Here is a 17439-nt window from a genome sequence, read left to right on the forward strand (position 1 = left end):
GGCGGGGCTCGTGCGGATATTCGGTCCGACGCCGACGCCCGGACGGGTACGACAGTGGGTAGAGCCGTCGAACGGTCCGTGACCTGCCCCTCGTCCCGACCGTAGAACGGCCCGCGCGACGGATCAACAACTGTTGAGAATTGTCAGCACGACGCTGCGCGGACGTTGTCACCCGTCGGCGACCGGTCGACCGCGGACCGGCGTTCGGTCAGCCGTACGTGTCGCGCGGACCACGGCCGGAGACGTGCCTCTCGCCCTTGCGCCAGCTCGGCGCGGCCGGCCCGGTGATGCGCAGACTCGTGACCACGCCGCTGCCGACCGCCGCGGCGATCCGGCCGAGGATCTGGGACTGCATCAACCGCAGCTGCGTGGCCCAGGCCGTCGATTCCGCCGTCACGGCCAGCACGCCGTCCCGCAACGTCGACGGCTGCGCGTGCGCGGCGATGTCGGATCCGACCACCGACTCCCAGCGGCCGAAGACCGTGCCCTCGTCCACCTTGGCCGACCACCCGCGCGACGCCGCCAACGACGCGGCGAGCGCCCCGAGGGCCTGCGGATCACGATCGTCCGGGCGCGCGGACGACCACGTGCGCGTCCGACGGGGACGGCGGACGTACGGCGAGCGACCCTGCCCCACCGCCTTGCCGTTCGCCTTGGCCGCGGCCCGCGCCGCCTCGAGGGCCTGCCGCGCGATGTCCGACCCCCGCGGAGCGGACGACGGGGACTCGTTCGCGCCGGAACTCGCCGGTGTCTCGCTCATACGTCCTCCTCCGTGTCCTGTCGAGTCTGCACCCGGTCACCGACACCCGACTCGGGAACGTGGTGCGTCGCCACGGACGCGCGGCTCGGTGTCCCGTCCGCGGTCACCGTGTCGTGCGCCCGGACGTCGACGCGCACCGCCGACAACTCGTCGGGCACGTCCTCACCGACCGCGGCCGTCACCAAAACCTGCTCCGCGGTCGCCGCCACGCGCGCCAGGGCGGTTCGGCGGGCACGGTCCAGTTCGGCGAACACGTCGTCGAGCAGGAGCACCGGATCGCTGCCCTCGCTGCGCAGAAGCGCGAACGCACCCAACCGCAAAGCCAGGGCGTACGACCACGACTCACCGTGACTGGCGAAGCCCTTCGCGGGATCGGTGCCCAGCACGAGCTCGAGGTCGTCCCGGTGCGGCCCGACCAGCGTGGTGCCCCGCTCGATCTCCCGGGTACGCACGACCGAGAGTTGCTGCAGGAACGCCGCTTCCAGGACATCGACGTCGTCCGGCTCCTCGGCACGGTCGAGATCGAACAGCTCGGGCGGGGCGGAGTCGCCGATCGAACACTTGTAACCCACCCGCGCGGGTCGCGACCCCGGCGCGATGTCGCGATACGCCTGCGACACATGGGGTCCGACGTCGCGGCACGCGCGCAGTCGATGCGCGACGATCTCGGCCCCGAACGCGGCCAACTGGCTGTCCCACACCTCGAGTGTCGCCAGCGCCGACGCGCCGTCCTGCGACGTCGTGCCGCGGCGCAGCGCGTAGCCACCGGACTTGAGCAGTGTCGACCGCTGACGGAGCACGCGGTCGTATTCCGTTCGGACAGCAGCCATTCGAGGCGACCGGGCCACGATCAACTCGTCGAGATAGCGACGACGCTCGGTGGGCTCGCCGCGCACCATCGCCAGATCCTCGGGCGCGAACAGCACCGTGTTCAGCACCCCGAGGATCTCCCGCGGACGACGCACGGGGCTGGTGTTCAGCCGCGCACGGTTCGGTCGGCCCGCCGCGATATCGACGTCGACGGTCAGCTCACGACCGAGGTTGACCACCGTCGCGCGCACGAGGGCCCGGTCGGCGCCGGTTCTGACGAGCGGGGCATCCGTCGCGACCCGGTGCGAGGACAGGGTCGCGAGGTACCCGAGCGCCTCGAGCACATTGGTCTTGCCGTGACCGTTGGGCCCCACCAACACGGTGGCGCCGGGGGTCAGCTCGAGCGCGAGCCGTTCCCAGGAACGGAAATCGACCAGCGTGGTGGATCGAACGAACACCTACGCACCGGTGGTCTCGGTGTTCGGGGCGCGCTGCACCGCGTGGCCACCGAACTGGTTGCGCAGAGCCGAGACCGCCTTCATCGCCGGGGAGTCCTGCTGACGCGACGCGAACCGCGCGAAGAGCGCCGCGGAGATCACGGGAGCCGGCACGGAGTGGCGGATCGCTTCCTCGACGGTCCACCTGCCCTCGCCGGAATCCTGTGTGTACCCGGAGATCTCGCTGAACGCCGGGTCCTCCTCGAGCGCCTTGACCAACAGGTCGAGCAGCCACGACCGCACGACGGTGCCCTTGGTCCAGGCCCGCACCACGCCGGTGACGTCCTCGATGAGATCCTCGGCCGCGAGCAGCTCGTAGCCCTCGGCGTACGCGTGCATCAGGCCGTACTCGATGCCGTTGTGCACCATCTTCGCGTAGTGACCGGCACCGACCGGGCCCGCGTGGACGAAGCCGTCGGCGCGCTCGCCCTCGGGGCGCAGCGCGTCGAAGATCGGCATGGCGCGCTCGACGTCGCCGGCGGCGCCGCCGACCATGAGGCCGTAGCCGTTGTCGAGACCCCACACGCCGCCCGAGACGCCGGCGTCGAGGTAACCGATACCCTTCTCGGACAACATCTTTCCGTGCACGGCGTCGTCGGTGAAACGAGAGTTGCCGCCGTCGATCACCAGGTCGCCCTCGGACAGGACGTCGGCCAGCTCGGTGACGGTCTCGCGCGTGACCGGGCCGGAAGGCACCATGACCCACACGATGCGCGGAGCCGGCAGCGCCTCGGCGAGGGCCGCGAGAGACGTCACGTCGGTGACCTCGGGCCGCGGGTCGTACCCGACGACCTCGATGTCGTGGCGGCGCAGCCGCTCGCGCATGTTGAACCCCATCTTGCCGAGTCCGATCAGTCCGATCTTCATGCGTGGTGTCCTCTCGAAATGGCGGTGAGCTGTCGACCGGGGGCGACTCAGCCCGGAAGGCGTACCGGCATCAGCAGATACGTGTACTCGCTGCGGGGAGCGGCGAAGGTGCCGCTCTCGTCGGCGGTCAGCTCCTCCTCGCCGGCGGGCCGCAACACGGCCGGACGGCTGGGGGTGGTGAATCCGAACGACACGCGCTCCGCGTGCAGCGAGTTCAGACCGTCGGTGAGGTACCCGGGGTTGAACGCGATGGTGAGCGGTTCGCCCTGGAAGTGCGCTTCGATGGACTCCTCGGCGCGACCGGCGTCGTCCCCGCCGGCCGACAGCGTGACGGTGTCCGCGGCGAACTCGAGGCGCACCTGGGCGCCCCGCTCGGCGAGCAGAGCGACGCGCTTGATGGCGTCGAGCAGCGGGGCGATCGGCACGGTGGCGACGGCGGTGTGCTCCGCCGGCAGGAGCTGACGGAACTTGGGGAACTCGGCGTCGAGCAGCCGCGTCGTGGTCCGACGGCCGTCGCCGACGATGCCGAGCAGACCGTCGTTGCCCACGTGCGAGGCGGATCCGAGCGCGAGCTGCACGGCCGAATCACCGCCTCCGCCGATGCTTTTCGCGGAATCCGAGAGCGTCTTCGCCGGGATGAGCACGGCGGCGCTGGTCCCGGCGGCCGCGGGGCTCCACTCGAGCTCACGCACCGCGAGACGGAAACGGTCGGTCGCGGCCAGGACCACGGCGTCGCCGTCGATCTCCATCCGGATGCCGGTCAGCATCGGCAGGGTGTCGTCCTTGCCGGCGGCGACCGCGACCTGCGAGATGGCCTGCGCGAAGACGTCGACGGGCAGCGTGCCGGTCTGCGACGGCAGCTCGGGCAGCGACGGGTAGTCCTCCACGGGCATCGTCGGCAGCGAGAACTTGGCGGTGCCGCAGGTGATGAGCACCTTGGTGCCGTCGACGGTGACGTCGACCGGCTTGGCGGGGAGCGACTTGGTGATGTCGGCGAGCAGCTTGCCCGACACGAGCACCTGGCCGCTGCCGGCCACCTCGACCGGAACGCGCACCTGCGCCGAGACCTCGTAGTCGAATCCGGAGACGGTCAGCCCGGCGTCGTCGACCGCGAGGAGGACCCCGCCGAGGACGGGAACGGCCGGGCGAGACGGAAGCGATCGAGCCACCCACGCGACGGAATCGGAGAAGTCGTCTCGAGCGACTCGAAACTTCACGGTGCCCAGCTCCATCGCTCGGGTGATCCTCTCGGTCGGCGGCTCGTGGTCGGTACGGCACCACGCGAAGCGGTGGGCACAGCACACGCTAGGCGCTCGACGGCTCGCTGGAAAGTCGGGGCCACGGACCGCTCGGCGGCGGATCGGATGGCGGGTCGGGCCGCCGAACGGGTGTGGACCGATCGCTCCCCACACCTCTTTCGAAAAGAGTGTTCTTGGAAAGAACTACAAGCAACAGTCATAGGTCCTGTGGAACCTGTGGAGCGAGCCCATCCGGCGCTGGTGACACGGCGTGGCGGCTCGAGGATCGACCCGGGAGTGGATTCGGGACGCGGGCGGCCCGGGTGTGGACGGCCGATGACCCGTCGGAGAACTCCACGTTTCATCCCCGGGGAATCCCCGTTTTCCACACAGTTGTCCACAGGTGTGTATCGACGTGAGGTCGAGACGCAGAACGGCCCCCGATCGGTCCGCGCGGGCGGTGATCGGGGGCCGTCGAGACCCTTCGAGTGATGACGAGGGGCCGGGAGTCAGCGACTGGAACGTTGTTTGATGCGCGCGGTGAGTTCCTGAACCTGGTTGTACGTCCGATGCCGCTCGGTCATCTCCTTGCGGATCTTTTTGTCCGCGTACATGACGGTGGTGTGGTCCCGGCCGAAGGTCTGACCGATCTTGGGCAACGACAGGTCGGTGAGCTCGCGGCACAGGTACATGGCGATCTGACGGGCCTGGGCGATCGCCCGGGCCTTCCCGGGTCCGCACAACTCCTCGATGGTGGTGTCGAAGTACTCCGCGGTCACCGCCATGATCGTGGCGGCGTTGATCTCCACGCCGGGGGCGTCGGGAATGAGGTCGTGCAGCACCACCTCGGCCAGCTTGGTGTCGAGGGTGTGGCCGTTGAGCGAGGCGAACGCGGTCACCCGGATCAACGCGCCCTCGAGCTCGCGGATGTTGCGCTCGATGCGACTGGCGATCAACTCGAGGACGTCGTGCGGCACGTCGAGGCCGTCCATCTGCGCCTTCTTGCTCAGAATCGCGATGCGCGTCTCGAGCTCCGGCGGCTGGACGTCGGTGATCAGACCCCACTCGAACCGCGTGCGGAGCCGCTCCTCGAGGGTGGCCAGCTGCTTCGGCGGCCGGTCGGAGGACACCACGATCTGCTTGTTCGCGTTGTGCAGCGTGTTGAAGGTGTGGAAGAACTCCTCCTGGATACCTTCCTTGCCCTCGATGAACTGGATGTCGTCGACCAGCAGCACGTCCGTCTCCCGGTAGCGGCGCTTGAACGCCACCTTGCGGTCGTCCCGGAGGCTGTTGATGAAGTCGTTGGTGAACTCCTCGGTCGAGACGTACTTCACGCGCATCCCGGGGAAGAGGCGCTGCGCGTAGTGGCCGGCCGCGTGCAGCAGGTGCGTCTTGCCCAGGCCGGAGGAACCCCACACGAACAGCGGGTTGTACGCGCGGGCGGGGGCCTCGGCGATGGCGACGGCGGCCGCGTGCGCGAATCGGTTGGACGCGCCGATCACGAAGGTGTCGAACGTGTACTTCGAGTTCAGGCTCGTCCCGGTCGGCGCGGAGGTGCTGGCGCGCGGCGGCGCGGTGTACGACGTGGGCCACGAGTTCTGGACGGCGGTCAGCGCGTCGCGGTCGTCGTCGACCTCCTCCTGGTCACCGCTCTCGGTGTCCGACGGTTCGCCCGTGGACGAGTCCGAGAGGAAGCGTCGACGGAACACCGGTCCGGACGGAGCCGGCTCGTACTTGTGGTCCGGCTCGTCGTCCTCCACCTCGTCCGCGTGCGGAGCCAGGCGAACACCGAGCCCCTCCACGGGAACGGCGAGGTGGCGGCCCAGGGCGGAGAGGATGGGTTCGCGCAGCCCGCGCTCGACGGCTTCCTGCGCCAGCGGCGAGGGCACCGACAGCAGGGCGAACCCCTGCGTGAGGGTGATCGGGCGCACCAGAGCCAGCCAGGCCTTCTGGGCGCGCGAGAGTGTCGCGCCGGTGTTCGAGCCGTCGGTGAGTTCGGCGACGACATCGGGCCACACTCCGGCCAAAACGTCCGGATCGTCCTGCACGATGTCCTCCCAGTCGGGCCGGGAATCACCCGCGGCCGATGTGACGCGAGCTCCGTGCGAGCCGGCGTCGGCACTCGCGAATATGCCACCCGACCAGTGTTTCCACATAATTATCCACAGCTGTGGACGAACGACACCGGTGTAGCCCGCGCGCCCGGCGGGATCACGGTGTCCCGACGGCGGAGAGCACGGGCCGCGCGGTCGACACGGCCTCCGACCTGCATCGATGTCGACGACACGCGGTCTGCGGCGGCTCGACGGCACGTCGGCTGCGGTGGTGCTGAGGTAGGTCGGTCCCCCCGGCGGTGACGATTCCGCATCCGCCCGCGGGAGAAATTAGCACCCCGGGCGACGCCCAACAAGGCAAACGGTTCGGTCCGGTCGGATTGCTCGCTCCCCGGGGTGCTCGGCCTGCAGTTTGACCCTGTTCGCCGCCGTCAGTACCCTCGAACGGTCACCTGCTGCGCACATGTGCGGTATGCGAATCCGCCGCGGCGGCCGCGCGGGTGGCCACCCGAACTCGAGTTCACCGAACTCGCGACCACCAGCACACCATCGGCGCCCGTCGCGGCGTCGACGTATCGAGGAGTTACACCGTGGCCAAGGGCAAGCGGACGTTCCAGCCGAACAACCGTCGTCGTGCACGCGTGCACGGCTTCCGTCTGCGCATGCGGACCCGCGCCGGCCGCGCCATCGTGTCGGCTCGTCGCAACAAGGGTCGCGCGTCCCTGACGGCTTGATCCGTCTCGGCGCACGCACAGCCAACCGTCCGGCGCGGTGATCGGAGGCTCGGGTGCTCCCCGATCGGCATCGCCTCCATCGCTCGGCGGATTTCCGAGCGACGACGCGCGGCGGCCGACGTGTGGGCCGGCGTGACCTGGTCGTCCACGTGACGACCCGTCGCGCCGGTGATCCGTCCGTCGCCGGACCGCGAGTCGCGCGGGTGGGCTTCGTCGTCAGCAAAGCAGTGGGGCCGGCGGTGACTCGACATCGAGTCGCTCGCCGGCTTCGTCATGTCTGCGTCCCGGTCGTGACCGCCCTGGCGGACGACGTCGACGTGGTCGTGCGAGCCCTGCCCGGGGCGGCGACGGCCTCGTCGTCCGAACTCGACCGCCAGCTCCGGTCCGGACTGCGTCGACTCGGCGCGTTCGCCGAGACCCCGAGCGCTGCGCCCGCACCCGGTCGCAGCCCCGCCGCGCGGTGACCACTCCCGCGCGTGGCCTGCGGGCCGTGGCCTCGTGGCCCGCTCGCGGCGCGATCGTCCTGATCGAGCTGTACCGAACCTACGTCTCTCCGTTGCGTCTTCCGACGTGCCGGTTCACCCCGACCTGCAGCGAGTACGCCGTCGAGGCGCTGCGGACGCGCGGTCTGGTGATCGGCACGATTCTGAGCGTCGTGCGTCTGCTGAAGTGCGCGCCCTGGCACCCTGGAGGATGGGACCCGGTGCCGGAACGGCGCCGCCGCGGTGCCCCTCCGGTGTCGGACCGGCGCCACGACGAGTCCGGTCCCGATCATCCGCACCTGGATGGAACGAACATAAGGAGTACCTAGAGTCGTGCTCGACTTCATCTATTACCCGGTATCCGGAATCCTCTGGGTCTGGCACAAGGTGTTCGGTGCCGTCCTCGGCGCCGACTCCGGCTTCGCCTGGGCCCTGTCGGTGGTGTTCCTGGTGTTCACCCTGCGACTGCTGCTCTACAAGCCCTTCGTCAAGCAGGTGCGGACCACGCGTCAGATGCAGGAACTGCAGCCGCAGATCAAGGCGCTGCAGAAGAAGTACGGCAAGGACCGCCAGAAGCTCGCCCTGGAGATGCAGAAGCTCCAGAAGGAACACGGGTTCAACCCGATCATGGGCTGCCTCCCCGTGCTGGCCCAGGCGCCGGTGTTCATCGGTCTGTTCCACGTGCTGCGCTCGTTCAACCGCACCGGAACCGGGCTCGGTCAGCTGGGCCTGAGCCCCGAGGTCAACGCGAACACCCCCAACTACTTCTTCAGCGTCGACGACGTGCAGTCGTTCCTCTCGGCCCGGCTCTTCGGTGCGCCGATCTCGGCGGCGATCACCTCGCCCGACTCCGTGCTCATCGCGTTCGAGCCGTTCGGCGGCATCCCGTCCGTGTGGCCGATCGTCGCGGTGTCCGTGCCGCTGATGATCATCGCGTCGGTGGCGACGCACCTGAACTCCCGCGCGTCCGTGGCCCGGCAGTCCGCTGCGGCGGCCGCCAACCCGCAGGCCGCGATCATGAACAAGCTCGCGCTGTACGTCTTCCCGCTGGGCGTGCTCGTCGGTGGACCGTTCCTACCCGTCGCGATCCTTCTCTACTGGGTGAGCAACAACGTGTGGACCTACGCGCAGCAGCACCTGGTGTTCGGCCGCATCGACAAGGAAGAGGCCGCGGCCAAGGAAGCCGCCATCGAGCGTCGCAACGACAACGCGCCCAAGCCCGGCGCTCGCCCCGACCTCGCCAAGAAGAAGCCGGCCCCCGGAGCCAAGCCGCAGCGTCCCGTGGCGTCGACCGACGACGCGAGTGCCACGGGAGCCGCCGGTTCCGGCAGCCCGACCACGCCCAAGAAGAAGAAGACCCCGCCGGGTCGGGTGCGACCCAAGGGTCAGCGCCGGCGCTGATCGGCGCTCTCTGCTCCACCTTCTCCGCATTCCCTCCCCTCCCCCTCCGCGAACCGGAGGACGACGCGAACGGACACTGGACCTGTGACCACCGACGCACGCACCGACGCAGCCGCCACGACTGCCGACGCCGATGCCGCCACGACCGCCGACGTCGCCGAGACGTCGCCCGAGCAAACCGCCGCGACTGTCGACGCGCAGAGCGACCCGGCCACGGCCGAGGACGACGAGTCCGAGGACGGCGAGGACTACCTCGTCGAAGAAGGCGAGATCGCCGGTGACTACCTCGAGCAGCTGCTCGACGTCCTGGACTTCGACGGTGACATCGACCTCGACGTCGAGGGCGACCGCGCGGTCGTCTCGATCGACGGCGGCAAGGATCTGACCAAGCTGGTCGGGCGGACCGGCGAGGTCCTCGACGCGCTGCAGGAGCTCACGCGACTGGCGGTGCAGCAGAGCACCGGCGAGCGCAGCAAGCTGATGCTCGACATCGCCGGGTGGCGCGCCGCCCGCCGCGAGGAACTGACGTCGCTGGGCACTGCGGCGGCCGAGCGGGTCGCCCGCGACGGTGGACGTGAGGCGCTGGATCCGATGACCCCGTTCGAGCGCAAGATCGTGCACGACGCCGTCGCGACGGTCGACGGCGTGACGAGCGAGAGCGAGGGCGCCGAGCCGAACCGGCGGGTGGTCGTCGTCAAGGAGTGACGCGACCGGTTCCACCGGGACACCGAACGGGGTGCGGCTGATGCCGCGCCCCGTTCGTCGTCTGTGGGGGTCGACGCTCGGCCCTCGGTGTCCCCGGTGGACGTCGGTGTCGGGCGCTAGAGTGCGTCGTCGGGTCGGACCCGGACTGCTCCGAGACGACCTTCCGAATTACACGAGTGTGGTTTCGAGCGCGGCGAGGCGACACGAGAGGATGTTTCACGTGGAACACGACAGCACGGACGAGTCCGCCGACTGGGTGCCCGATGCGGTGCAGCGGGTGTTCGGGGATCGCGCCGATCTGGCCCAGCAGTACTGGACGTCGCTGAGCACCGACGGCGTCGAGCGCGGGCTGATCGGTCCGCGCGAGGTGCCCCGGCTGTGGGAGCGCCACCTGCTCAACTGTGCCGTGGTCGGCGAGTTGATTCCCGACGGCGCGTCGGTGGTCGATGTCGGCAGCGGAGCCGGGCTGCCGGGTATCCCGCTGGCGATCGCGCGACCGGACCTGACGGTGTTCCTCGTGGAGCCGCTGCTGCGGCGGTCGGTGTACCTCGCCGAGATCGTCGACGCGTTGGGACTGTCGGCCACGGTGGTGCGCGGGCGTGCCGAGCAGCCCGGTGTGGTGAAGGAGGCCGGGGGCGCCGACGTGGTGACCTCCCGCGCCGTGGCGCCGCTCGAGAAGCTGGCCCGCTGGTCGCTCCCCCTCGTGCACGAAGGCGGCGTCATGCTGGCCCTCAAAGGCAGCACCGCGGAGGACGAGATCGAGCGCGACCGGGCTGCGCTGACACGCCTCGGCGCTTCCGGCCCCGACGTCGTGCTGTGTGGTCGGGACGTCGTCCCGCAACCCACTATCGTGGTACGTGCGGAGCGGGTGCATAGAACCCACCGCGCCTCACGCTTCTCCGCCGGCTCCTGAGTCCGGGCCGAACCGCGAGACCTGAAGTCACCACACCCTGAAGGAGCCTGCATGTCGGGTGAGTCGACCAATCACGTTTCACGTGAAACACCGGCCTCGGTTTCACGTGAAACCGGTGTGGGTTCGGGTGGACCGACCAGGGGGGCCGACCCGTACGGCTACTCGCCGATGACGACGGACGACACTCCGATCGGGGCGGCCGCGCAGCGCGCGAGTCAGGTGCTCCACCCGAGTGGCGTGTCCCTGCCGAAGCCGAAGCACCGCCGAGTCCTGACGATCGCCAACCAGAAGGGCGGCGTGGGCAAGACCACCACCGCCGTGAACCTCGCCGCGGCACTCGCGATCCAGGGCCTGTCCGTGCTCGTGGTGGATCTCGATCCGCAGGGCAACGCGTCGACGGCTCTCGGCGCCGAGCACACCTCGGGGACCCCGTCGAGCTACGAGTTGTTGCTCGGTGAGATCGCGGCCGTCGATGCCATCCAGAAGAACCCGAAGAACCCCCGACTGATGTGCATCCCCGCCACCATCGACCTGGCCGGCGCGGAGATCGAACTGGTGTCGATGGTCGCCCGGGAGGGTCGCCTGAAGACTGCTCTGTCCGACAGTGCGCTCGACGAGTTGGACCTCGACTTCGTCCTCATCGACTGCCCGCCGTCGCTGGGACTGCTCACCGTCAACGCGATGGTGGCGGCGTCGGAGGTGCTGATCCCCATCCAGTGCGAGTACTACGCGCTCGAGGGCGTGGGGCAGCTGCTCCGCAACATCGAGCTGGTCCAGGCGCACCTCAATCCCGCCCTGCACGTCTCGACCGTGATCCTGACGATGTACGACGGACGCACCAAGTTGGCGGATCAGGTCGCGGACGAGGTGCGGAGCCACTTCGGCGGCGCCGTCCTCAAGTCCGTGATCCCGCGCAGCGTGAAGGTGTCGGAGGCACCGGGGTACGGCATGACCGTGCTCGACTACGACCCGGGTTCACGTGGAGCGATGTCCTATCTCGATGCGGGCCGCGAGATGGCGGCCCGTGACGCATCCGAGCGGGCAGGTACGGAGGTCTCGGGCGCATGAGTCAGACACGCAAGGGCGGTCTGGGCCGCGGACTGGCCGCTCTCATCCCCACCGGACCCGGCCAGGGTTCCGGACTCGGTGCCGCCGCGGCGGACGTCGTGATCGGTGGCGACGCGGCGGCGACGGCGCCCACCCCCACTCCCCCGGCGGTGACGTCGGAGGAGGACTTCGCGCCCGCCGGCGCGACCTATCGCGAGATCCCGCCCGGCGCCATCGAGCCGAATCCGAAGCAGCCGCGGACGGTCTTCGAGCAGGACGCGCTCGACGAGTTGGTGCATTCCATCCGCGAGTTCGGGCTGATGCAGCCGATCGTCGTGCGCCAGATCGGCCGGGATCGGTACCAGCTGGTCATGGGCGAGCGCCGGTGGCGGGCCAGCCAGGAGGCCGGGCTGGATGCCATTCCGGCCATCGTGCGGGAGACCGCCGACGACACCCTGTTGCGCGACGCGTTGCTCGAGAACATCCACCGAGTGCAGCTGAATCCCCTCGAGGAGGCGGCGGCCTACCAGCAGCTGCTCGAGGAGTTCGACGTGACCCACGATCAGCTCGCGGCGCGGCTCGGTCGTTCGCGGCCGGTCATCACCAACATGATCCGCCTGTTGCGACTCCCCATCGCGGTACAGCGCCGCGTCGCCGCCGGCGTGCTCTCCGCCGGGCACGCCCGCGCTCTGCTCTCCCTCGAGGCGGGCGCCGCGGCGCAGGAGGAGCTCGCGGCTCGGATCGTGGCGGAGGGCATGTCGGTTCGCGCCACCGAGGAGGCCGTGACCCTGGCCAACCGGGAGGGTCCCGCCGGCCCCGCCCCGGCGCCTCGTCGCAAGCCGATCCAGATGCCCGGCCTCCAGGACGTCGCGGAGCGGCTGTCCAACTCCTTCGACACCCGCGTCACGGTCAGTCTGGGCAAGCGCAAGGGCAAGATCGTGGTCGAGTTCGGCTCGGTCGACGATCTCGAGCGGATCGTCGAGATGATGGAGCGGCAGAAGTCGTCGTGACCCCGGTTTCCCCGTACCGGGAACACCGCCACGTTTCGTCACTGTGACGATACGGCGACTCTGGTGACGAATGTCGTTGTGACACAACGGTATCGGGTGCCCGACCACCGGTCACCGCACCGATCGGTCCGGGTCGGCCCCGATCGCCTATTCTGAAAGGCGTCAGGGCGGTGCGAAGCTCCCGCCTTCGCACGTCGGGGTACGGAGGATGAGTCAGCGCGTGTCCATCGTCGTCTCCACACTCACCCTCGGCGGGTTCGACGCCCTCCCCGCTCACGATCGTCGGTGCGCCTTCTGGACGATGGACCCCGCGAGCCCCACCGTCGTCGACGCGGTCGATCCCGAGTTCGAGAAGGAAGCATGGTTGTCCATGCTGATGCTCCAGTGGGGACCCTGCGGTCAGGTGGCCACCGGGGCGACCGACTCGGCGGTCCCCGCGTCCGCGGACGCCATCGGCTGCGCGCTCTACGCACCCCCCGATTCCGTTCCGCGGGTGTCGCACTTTCCCACCGCCCCCGTCAGCCCGGACGCCGTGTTGCTGACGTCGCTCTCGACCCCGCCGGTGGACGACTCGGGACAGGCCGACGAGGTGCGGGAGGCACTGCTCGGCGCGGTGGTACGCGATCTGGTCAATCGCGGCGTGCGCGCCCTCGAGTCGTTCGGGGTGCGGCGAACGGACGACGAGATCGCCGCCGAACGGGACGGTGGCCTGTCGGGCCGGTGCGGAGACACCACGTGCATGACCGACGCGGCCTACCTCGAGAAGTACGGGTTCGAGGTGGTCGCACCCCATCACCGGTTCCCACGCCTCCGGCTCGAGCTCGACCGCGACCACGGGTGGAAGGAAGACGTGGAGGCGGCACTGGACCGTCTGCTCGAGGCGGCCGCACTCACCGTGGTCGAGCAGGACGCTCGGGTGGCCGTCGGAGCTCGGTGACGGCGCCGGGACCGGATGTCGGGTCCCGCGGTCAGGACCGTTCGGCTGCGGCCAACTCGTAGGCGAGCAGCTCGGCGAACGTGAAGGTGCCGGTGGGCTGATCGTCCTGGCCGAGCAGGTACAGCCGCTTGACCGCCACCAGGATGGCCTCGGCCACGATGTCGCGCTGACGGGGATCGGCCAGCACGGCGACGTCGTGCTCGTTGGTCAGGTAGCCGAGGTCCAGCTGCACCGTCGGCATGTTGGTCAGGCGCAGGAGATCCCACGTACGGCCGTGAGAACGGCAGTCCTGCAACGACGTTCGCGCCACGATCTCACGCTGGATGTAGCTCGTGAGCACCTGTCCGATGAGCGAGGTCGAGCCGTGCGAATTGCCGAAGTGGAAGCTCGCCACCCCGCCGGCCAACGGGCTCGAATGGGTGCTGCAGCGCAGCGAGATCATCAGATCCGCGCCGATGCTGTTGGCCGTCTCGGCCCGCTGTGCGGTGGTGGGATCGGTGCCCCGCGCGCGCGAGAGGTAGGTCTCCATACCCGTGGCCGCCATACGGCCCTCGAGCCGACCGGCCAGGTCCCACAGGATGGCTTCCTCGGTGATGGTGCTGCCGTCGACCGAGACCACCGCACCGGTGTTGTCACCGCCGAGACCGGGGTCGATGACGATGCGCTTGCCGGACAGTTGCGGCCCCGCGCTGCGCACCAGCTCCTCCTCGGAGATGGCGTGCGGCGACCCACCGGTGACGCGGGTACCCAGCAGATCGAGCGCGCGCAGCGTCGCCGGTCCGCAGATGCCGTCGGGCGACAGGCCGATCTCGCCCTGGAACGACGACAGGCTCTCGTGGGTCTGGGCGCCGAAGTACCCGTCGACTCGGCCGTCGTAGAAGCCGAGGTCCTGTAACCGGCGCTGCAGCGTGGCGACGTCGTCGCCGTACAGCGGGGCGGCCAGCTGGTAGATCAGCGTGCGCGCGCCGAGCCGGAAGGAGGCTTCCTTGATGGAACGGTAGGTCGCGGTGTCGACCTCGCCGGTGACCAGCAGACCGCGCTGCTGCTGGAATGCGCGGACGGCCTCACCGAGACGAACATCGAACGCCACGTTCGGTTCGGTCCAGGCAGCTGACCGGTCCTGGGCCGAGTCCGGCGGAGCCAGGAAACCGAGGGTGCTCAGAATGTCCCTGATCTCCGCGACGGCCGGACCGGTGTCGCCGTGACGGAGTGGTTTCATGCTGTTCGGCCCTTCCTTCGTGTCGGTCGTCGTCTCCCCGGACGCCGGACCGTTCCGGCGGCCCCGCGTGAGCAACCGTCCGATTGTCTCAGACGATGATGCGCGCCGGACAATCGTCGCGCCCCGCTACGGCACGACGCCCGGCGTGTCGCGCACACCGGGCGTCGTGAAACAGATCGAGACGGACGATCAGGACAGCACGTCCTCCAGGTCGCGGAGCAGGGCGGCCTTGCCCTTGGCGCCGACGATGGTCTTCACGGGCTCCCCGCCTTTGAACAGGATCATGGTCGGGATCGACATGACCTTGAAGTCACGCGCAGCCTTGGGGTTCGCGTCGATGTCCAGCTTCGCGACGGTCAGCTTGTCGCTGTGCTCGCCGGCGATCTCGTCGAGAACCGGGGCAACCATCTTGCAGGGGCCGCACCAGGTGGCCCAGAAGTCCACGAGAACGGGCTTGTCGCTCTCGAGAACCTCGGAGCCGAAGGTGTCGTCGCTGATCGTGACGGTGTTGGACATGCGCTTCTCCATCGAGGGGTGGTGGGTGGGGTCGGGGAACGGGGGGTCAGACGCTGACGGCGTCGACGTCCCGGTCGGCGTTCTCGATCGTGTTCTCGGTGATCTCGCCCTGCTCGGCGAGCCACCGCTCGGCGTCGATCGAGGCGGAGCAGCCGGTGCCAGCGGCGGTGATGGCCTGCTGGTAGACGTGGTCGACCAGGTCGCCGGCCGCGAAGACGCCGTCGATCGAGGTGGCGGTGGTGGGCGCCTGGACCTGCACGTAGCCGTCGTCGTCGAGGTCGACCTGACCGCGCACCAGCTCCGAGCGGGGGTCGTGGCCGATGGCGACGAAGATGCCGGTGACGTCGAGGACTCGCTCCTCGCCGGTGACGGTGTCCCTGATCTTCAGGCCCGTGATTCCGGTGTCGCCCTGCATCTCGAGGACCTCGGCGTTGGTGACGAAGGAGATCTTCTCGTTGCTCTTGGCCCGCTCCAGCATGATGCGGGAGGCACGGAACTCCTCCCGGCGGTGCACGATGGTGACCGAGCGCGCGAACCGGGTGAGGAACGTCGCCTCCTCCATCGCGGAGTCGCCGCCGCCGATCACGGCGATGTCCTGGTCACGGAAGAAGAAGCCGTCGCAGGTGGCACACGCGGAGACGCCGCGGCCGAGCAGCTCCTGCTCGCCGGGCACGCCGAGGTAGCGCGCCGCAGCGCCCATCGCCAGGATGACGGCGCGGGCGGAGTACACGGTGCCGTCGACGGTCACCGTCTTGACGTCGCCGGTCAGATCCAGGGCCTCGACGTCCTCGGTGCGGATGTCGGCGCCGAAGCGCTGCGCCTGCTCGCGCATCTGCTCCATGAGGTCCGGGCCCATGATGCCGTCACGGAAGCCGGGGAAGTTCTCCACCTCGGTGGTGGTCATGAGTGCGCCACCGAACTGGGTGCCCTCGAACACCAGGGGCTTCAGTTCCGCCCGCGCCGCGTACACCGCTGCGGTGTATCCGGCAGGGCCGGATCCGACGATGATCAAGTCGTGGATGTCCGTGCTCTGGATGTCCGGGGTCGTCATCTTCGCCTTCCGTGGTGAGGGTGCCGTGCAGGGAAACACACGGCCGGCGGTGCACACACCGTGTGTCGCCGTCGATCGCCTCAACACTAGGTCAGCGGCAGTTGTTCCCCGTCAGCCGATGTCCGCCCGCGAGACGGTGTCGGGGATGCCGGGTCCGCACCGCGGCCCGACGGCGAGGGCGATCAGCGCGCCGGGTGTCCGACCGGGCAGCACCACCAGAGTCGCCTCCCGCCCGTCGAGCGTGACGGGCCCCGACCCCAGAACCGGCGTGTCGGCCGCGACACCGTTGGCGGCCAGACACGCCGTCAGGGCCGACGCGGTCGCGAACGGACCGTCGTCCCGCCGACCGATCAGCGTGGACACCTCGGCGCGGATCACCTCCGCGCGCGGGGCGGCCACCGGGACGGACGTGGTGTCGGACGCGGGCCACAGAGTCACCCCCGCCCCGACTCCGACCACCAACGCCGCCGCCGCGGCCACCGCGCCGAGTGCTCCCCGCCGAGACGACCCCCACGACGACGAACCGTGCGCCGGGGCCGCCGCGAGCGCCGCGTGCACTCGTGCCGCCACGTGGGGCGGAATCGGGGCCTCGGCCTTGAGATCGGCGCCGCGAGCCCGCAGGAGCCGCCGCACGTCCTCGAGTTCGTGGAGGGGGACGACGGCATCGCGGGGCGCGGAGGCGGGCGGTCCGACGCGTGCCTCGTCGGCCCGGTCGCCGTCAGTGGTCATGCCCTCTTGGACGCGCCACCGGTCGATTCGGTTCCCGGTGCCGGGCGGGCGCCGGTCCGGCGCGCCGACCCGGACGTCCCGGAAGCCGAGACCGTTCGGCGGCGGGTGTCGGGGGCCGATGCCGCGCTCGCGTCGGGTCCCGCGTCGTCGATCCGAACCGACCGCAGAATATCGGCCAGCTTCTGCCGGCCACGGGCGCAGCGGCTCTTGACGGTGCCGGGCGGCACCCCCAGCGCGGCGGCGGCGTCGGCCACCGAGTACCCCTCCATGTCCACCGCGACGATCGCGGCCCGCTGGTCCGGCGGCAGGGTGAACAGCGCCCGCTCGACCACCATCGACAGATCCAGATCGGCGTACCGATCGGACGGATCGCGGGGTTCGCGCACGTCGTCGTCCAGCGGGACGGTGGGGCGCACCCGGTTCCGGCGGATGCGGTCGAGGCACGCGTTGACCACGAACCGTGTTTCGA

Annotated in this window: 18 protein-coding genes and 1 pseudogene; 9 read left to right on the forward strand and 10 right to left on the reverse strand. The window is 69.8% G+C overall.

Annotation, left to right across the window (positions count from 1 at the left end; all coding sequences use genetic code 11):
• Positions 1-208 precede the first annotated feature (208 nt).
• From HQ603_RS09870 to dnaA, 5 genes are all read right to left on the reverse strand, one after another.
• Positions 209-760 carry a DUF721 family protein gene (locus tag HQ603_RS09870; protein WP_222684365.1) on the reverse strand — a complete coding sequence of 184 codons (552 nt, stop codon included), beginning with the start codon at positions 758-760 and terminating at the stop codon, positions 209-211.
• Complete coding sequence (gene recF / locus HQ603_RS09875) at positions 757-2028, reverse strand: DNA replication/repair protein RecF (protein WP_222684366.1); 1272 nt, start codon at positions 2026-2028, stop codon at positions 757-759. Before recF ends, HQ603_RS09870 begins: the two co-directional genes overlap by 4 nt.
• Positions 2029-2985, reverse strand: coding sequence for a phosphogluconate dehydrogenase (NAD(+)-dependent, decarboxylating) (gnd, locus tag HQ603_RS09880; RefSeq protein WP_261773660.1), 957 nt, complete (start codon positions 2983-2985; stop codon positions 2029-2031).
• On the reverse strand, positions 2982-4166 hold the full coding sequence (dnaN, locus tag HQ603_RS09885; protein ID WP_222684368.1) for a DNA polymerase III subunit beta: 1185 nt from the start codon (positions 4164-4166) through the stop codon (positions 2982-2984). The genes gnd and dnaN overlap by 4 nt, the downstream gene beginning before the upstream one ends.
• A gap of 515 nt (positions 4167-4681) precedes the next feature.
• Complete coding sequence (gene dnaA, locus HQ603_RS09890; protein ID WP_222684369.1) at positions 4682-6220, reverse strand: chromosomal replication initiator protein DnaA; 1539 nt, start codon at positions 6218-6220, stop codon at positions 4682-4684.
• A gap of 596 nt (positions 6221-6816) precedes the next feature.
• Between dnaA and rpmH the strand changes: the two genes are divergently transcribed.
• From rpmH to HQ603_RS09935, 9 genes are all read left to right on the forward strand, one after another.
• On the forward strand, positions 6817-6960 hold the full coding sequence (gene rpmH / locus HQ603_RS09895; RefSeq protein WP_222684370.1) for a 50S ribosomal protein L34: 144 nt from the start codon (positions 6817-6819) through the stop codon (positions 6958-6960).
• 53 nt (positions 6961-7013) lie between these two features.
• Positions 7014-7424 (forward strand): ribonuclease P protein component, encoded by a 411-nt coding sequence (gene rnpA / locus HQ603_RS09900; RefSeq protein ID WP_222684371.1) that lies wholly within the window; start codon positions 7014-7016, stop codon positions 7422-7424.
• On the forward strand, positions 7421-7771 hold the full coding sequence (gene yidD, locus HQ603_RS09905) for a membrane protein insertion efficiency factor YidD (protein WP_222684372.1): 351 nt from the start codon (positions 7421-7423) through the stop codon (positions 7769-7771). Before rnpA ends, yidD begins: the two co-directional genes overlap by 4 nt.
• Before the next feature lie 4 nt (positions 7772-7775).
• Positions 7776-8843 carry a membrane protein insertase YidC gene (gene yidC, locus HQ603_RS09910; RefSeq protein ID WP_222684373.1) on the forward strand — a complete coding sequence of 356 codons (1068 nt, stop codon included), beginning with the start codon at positions 7776-7778 and terminating at the stop codon, positions 8841-8843.
• An 84-nt stretch (positions 8844-8927) separates the two neighbouring features.
• Entirely contained in the window at positions 8928-9548 is a 621-nt protein-coding gene (locus HQ603_RS09915) for a Jag family protein (protein WP_222684374.1), read from the forward strand.
• 211 nt (positions 9549-9759) lie between these two features.
• A complete protein-coding gene (rsmG, locus tag HQ603_RS09920; protein WP_222684375.1) occupies positions 9760-10461 on the forward strand; it encodes a 16S rRNA (guanine(527)-N(7))-methyltransferase RsmG in 702 nt (233 codons plus the stop codon).
• Positions 10462-10512: 51 nt separating this feature from the next.
• Positions 10513-11529 (forward strand): ParA family protein, encoded by a 1017-nt coding sequence (locus tag HQ603_RS09925; protein ID WP_222684376.1) that lies wholly within the window; start codon positions 10513-10515, stop codon positions 11527-11529.
• Positions 11526-12518 (forward strand): ParB/RepB/Spo0J family partition protein, encoded by a 993-nt coding sequence (locus HQ603_RS09930; protein ID WP_222684377.1) that lies wholly within the window; start codon positions 11526-11528, stop codon positions 12516-12518. The genes HQ603_RS09925 and HQ603_RS09930 overlap by 4 nt, the downstream gene beginning before the upstream one ends.
• 220 nt (positions 12519-12738) lie before the next feature.
• The gene (locus tag HQ603_RS09935) at positions 12739-13455 is read left to right on the forward strand and encodes a GNAT family N-acetyltransferase (protein WP_222684413.1); all 717 of its coding nucleotides are present in this window, start codon (positions 12739-12741) and stop codon (positions 13453-13455) included.
• A gap of 31 nt (positions 13456-13486) precedes the next feature.
• On the opposite strand, the gene HQ603_RS09940 is transcribed toward HQ603_RS09935, so the two are convergent.
• From HQ603_RS09940 to HQ603_RS09960, 5 genes and pseudogenes are all read right to left on the reverse strand, one after another.
• Entirely contained in the window at positions 13487-14674 is a 1188-nt protein-coding gene (locus HQ603_RS09940) for an N-acetylmuramoyl-L-alanine amidase (RefSeq protein ID WP_222684378.1), read from the reverse strand.
• Between the two features lie 189 nt (positions 14675-14863).
• Positions 14864-15190 carry a thioredoxin gene (gene trxA, locus HQ603_RS09945; protein WP_222684379.1) on the reverse strand — a complete coding sequence of 109 codons (327 nt, stop codon included), beginning with the start codon at positions 15188-15190 and terminating at the stop codon, positions 14864-14866.
• Between the two features lie 46 nt (positions 15191-15236).
• Positions 15237-16241: a thioredoxin-disulfide reductase gene (gene trxB / locus HQ603_RS09950; RefSeq protein WP_222684380.1), complete on the reverse strand. Its 1005-nt coding sequence runs from the start codon at positions 16239-16241 to the stop codon at positions 15237-15239.
• 111 nt (positions 16242-16352) lie between these two features.
• The gene (locus HQ603_RS09955; protein ID WP_222684381.1) at positions 16353-16970 is read right to left on the reverse strand and encodes a hypothetical protein; all 618 of its coding nucleotides are present in this window, start codon (positions 16968-16970) and stop codon (positions 16353-16355) included.
• A 152-nt stretch (positions 16971-17122) separates the two neighbouring features.
• Positions 17123-17425 (reverse strand): annotated as a pseudogene (locus HQ603_RS09960) (sigma-70 family RNA polymerase sigma factor); the annotation flags it as partial.
• Positions 17426-17439: the final 14 nt, after the last annotated feature.

The sequence above is a fragment of the Rhodococcoides corynebacterioides genome, from assembly GCF_019834675.1.
GTDB classification, from domain to species: domain Bacteria; phylum Actinomycetota; class Actinomycetes; order Mycobacteriales; family Mycobacteriaceae; genus Rhodococcoides; species Rhodococcoides corynebacterioides_A.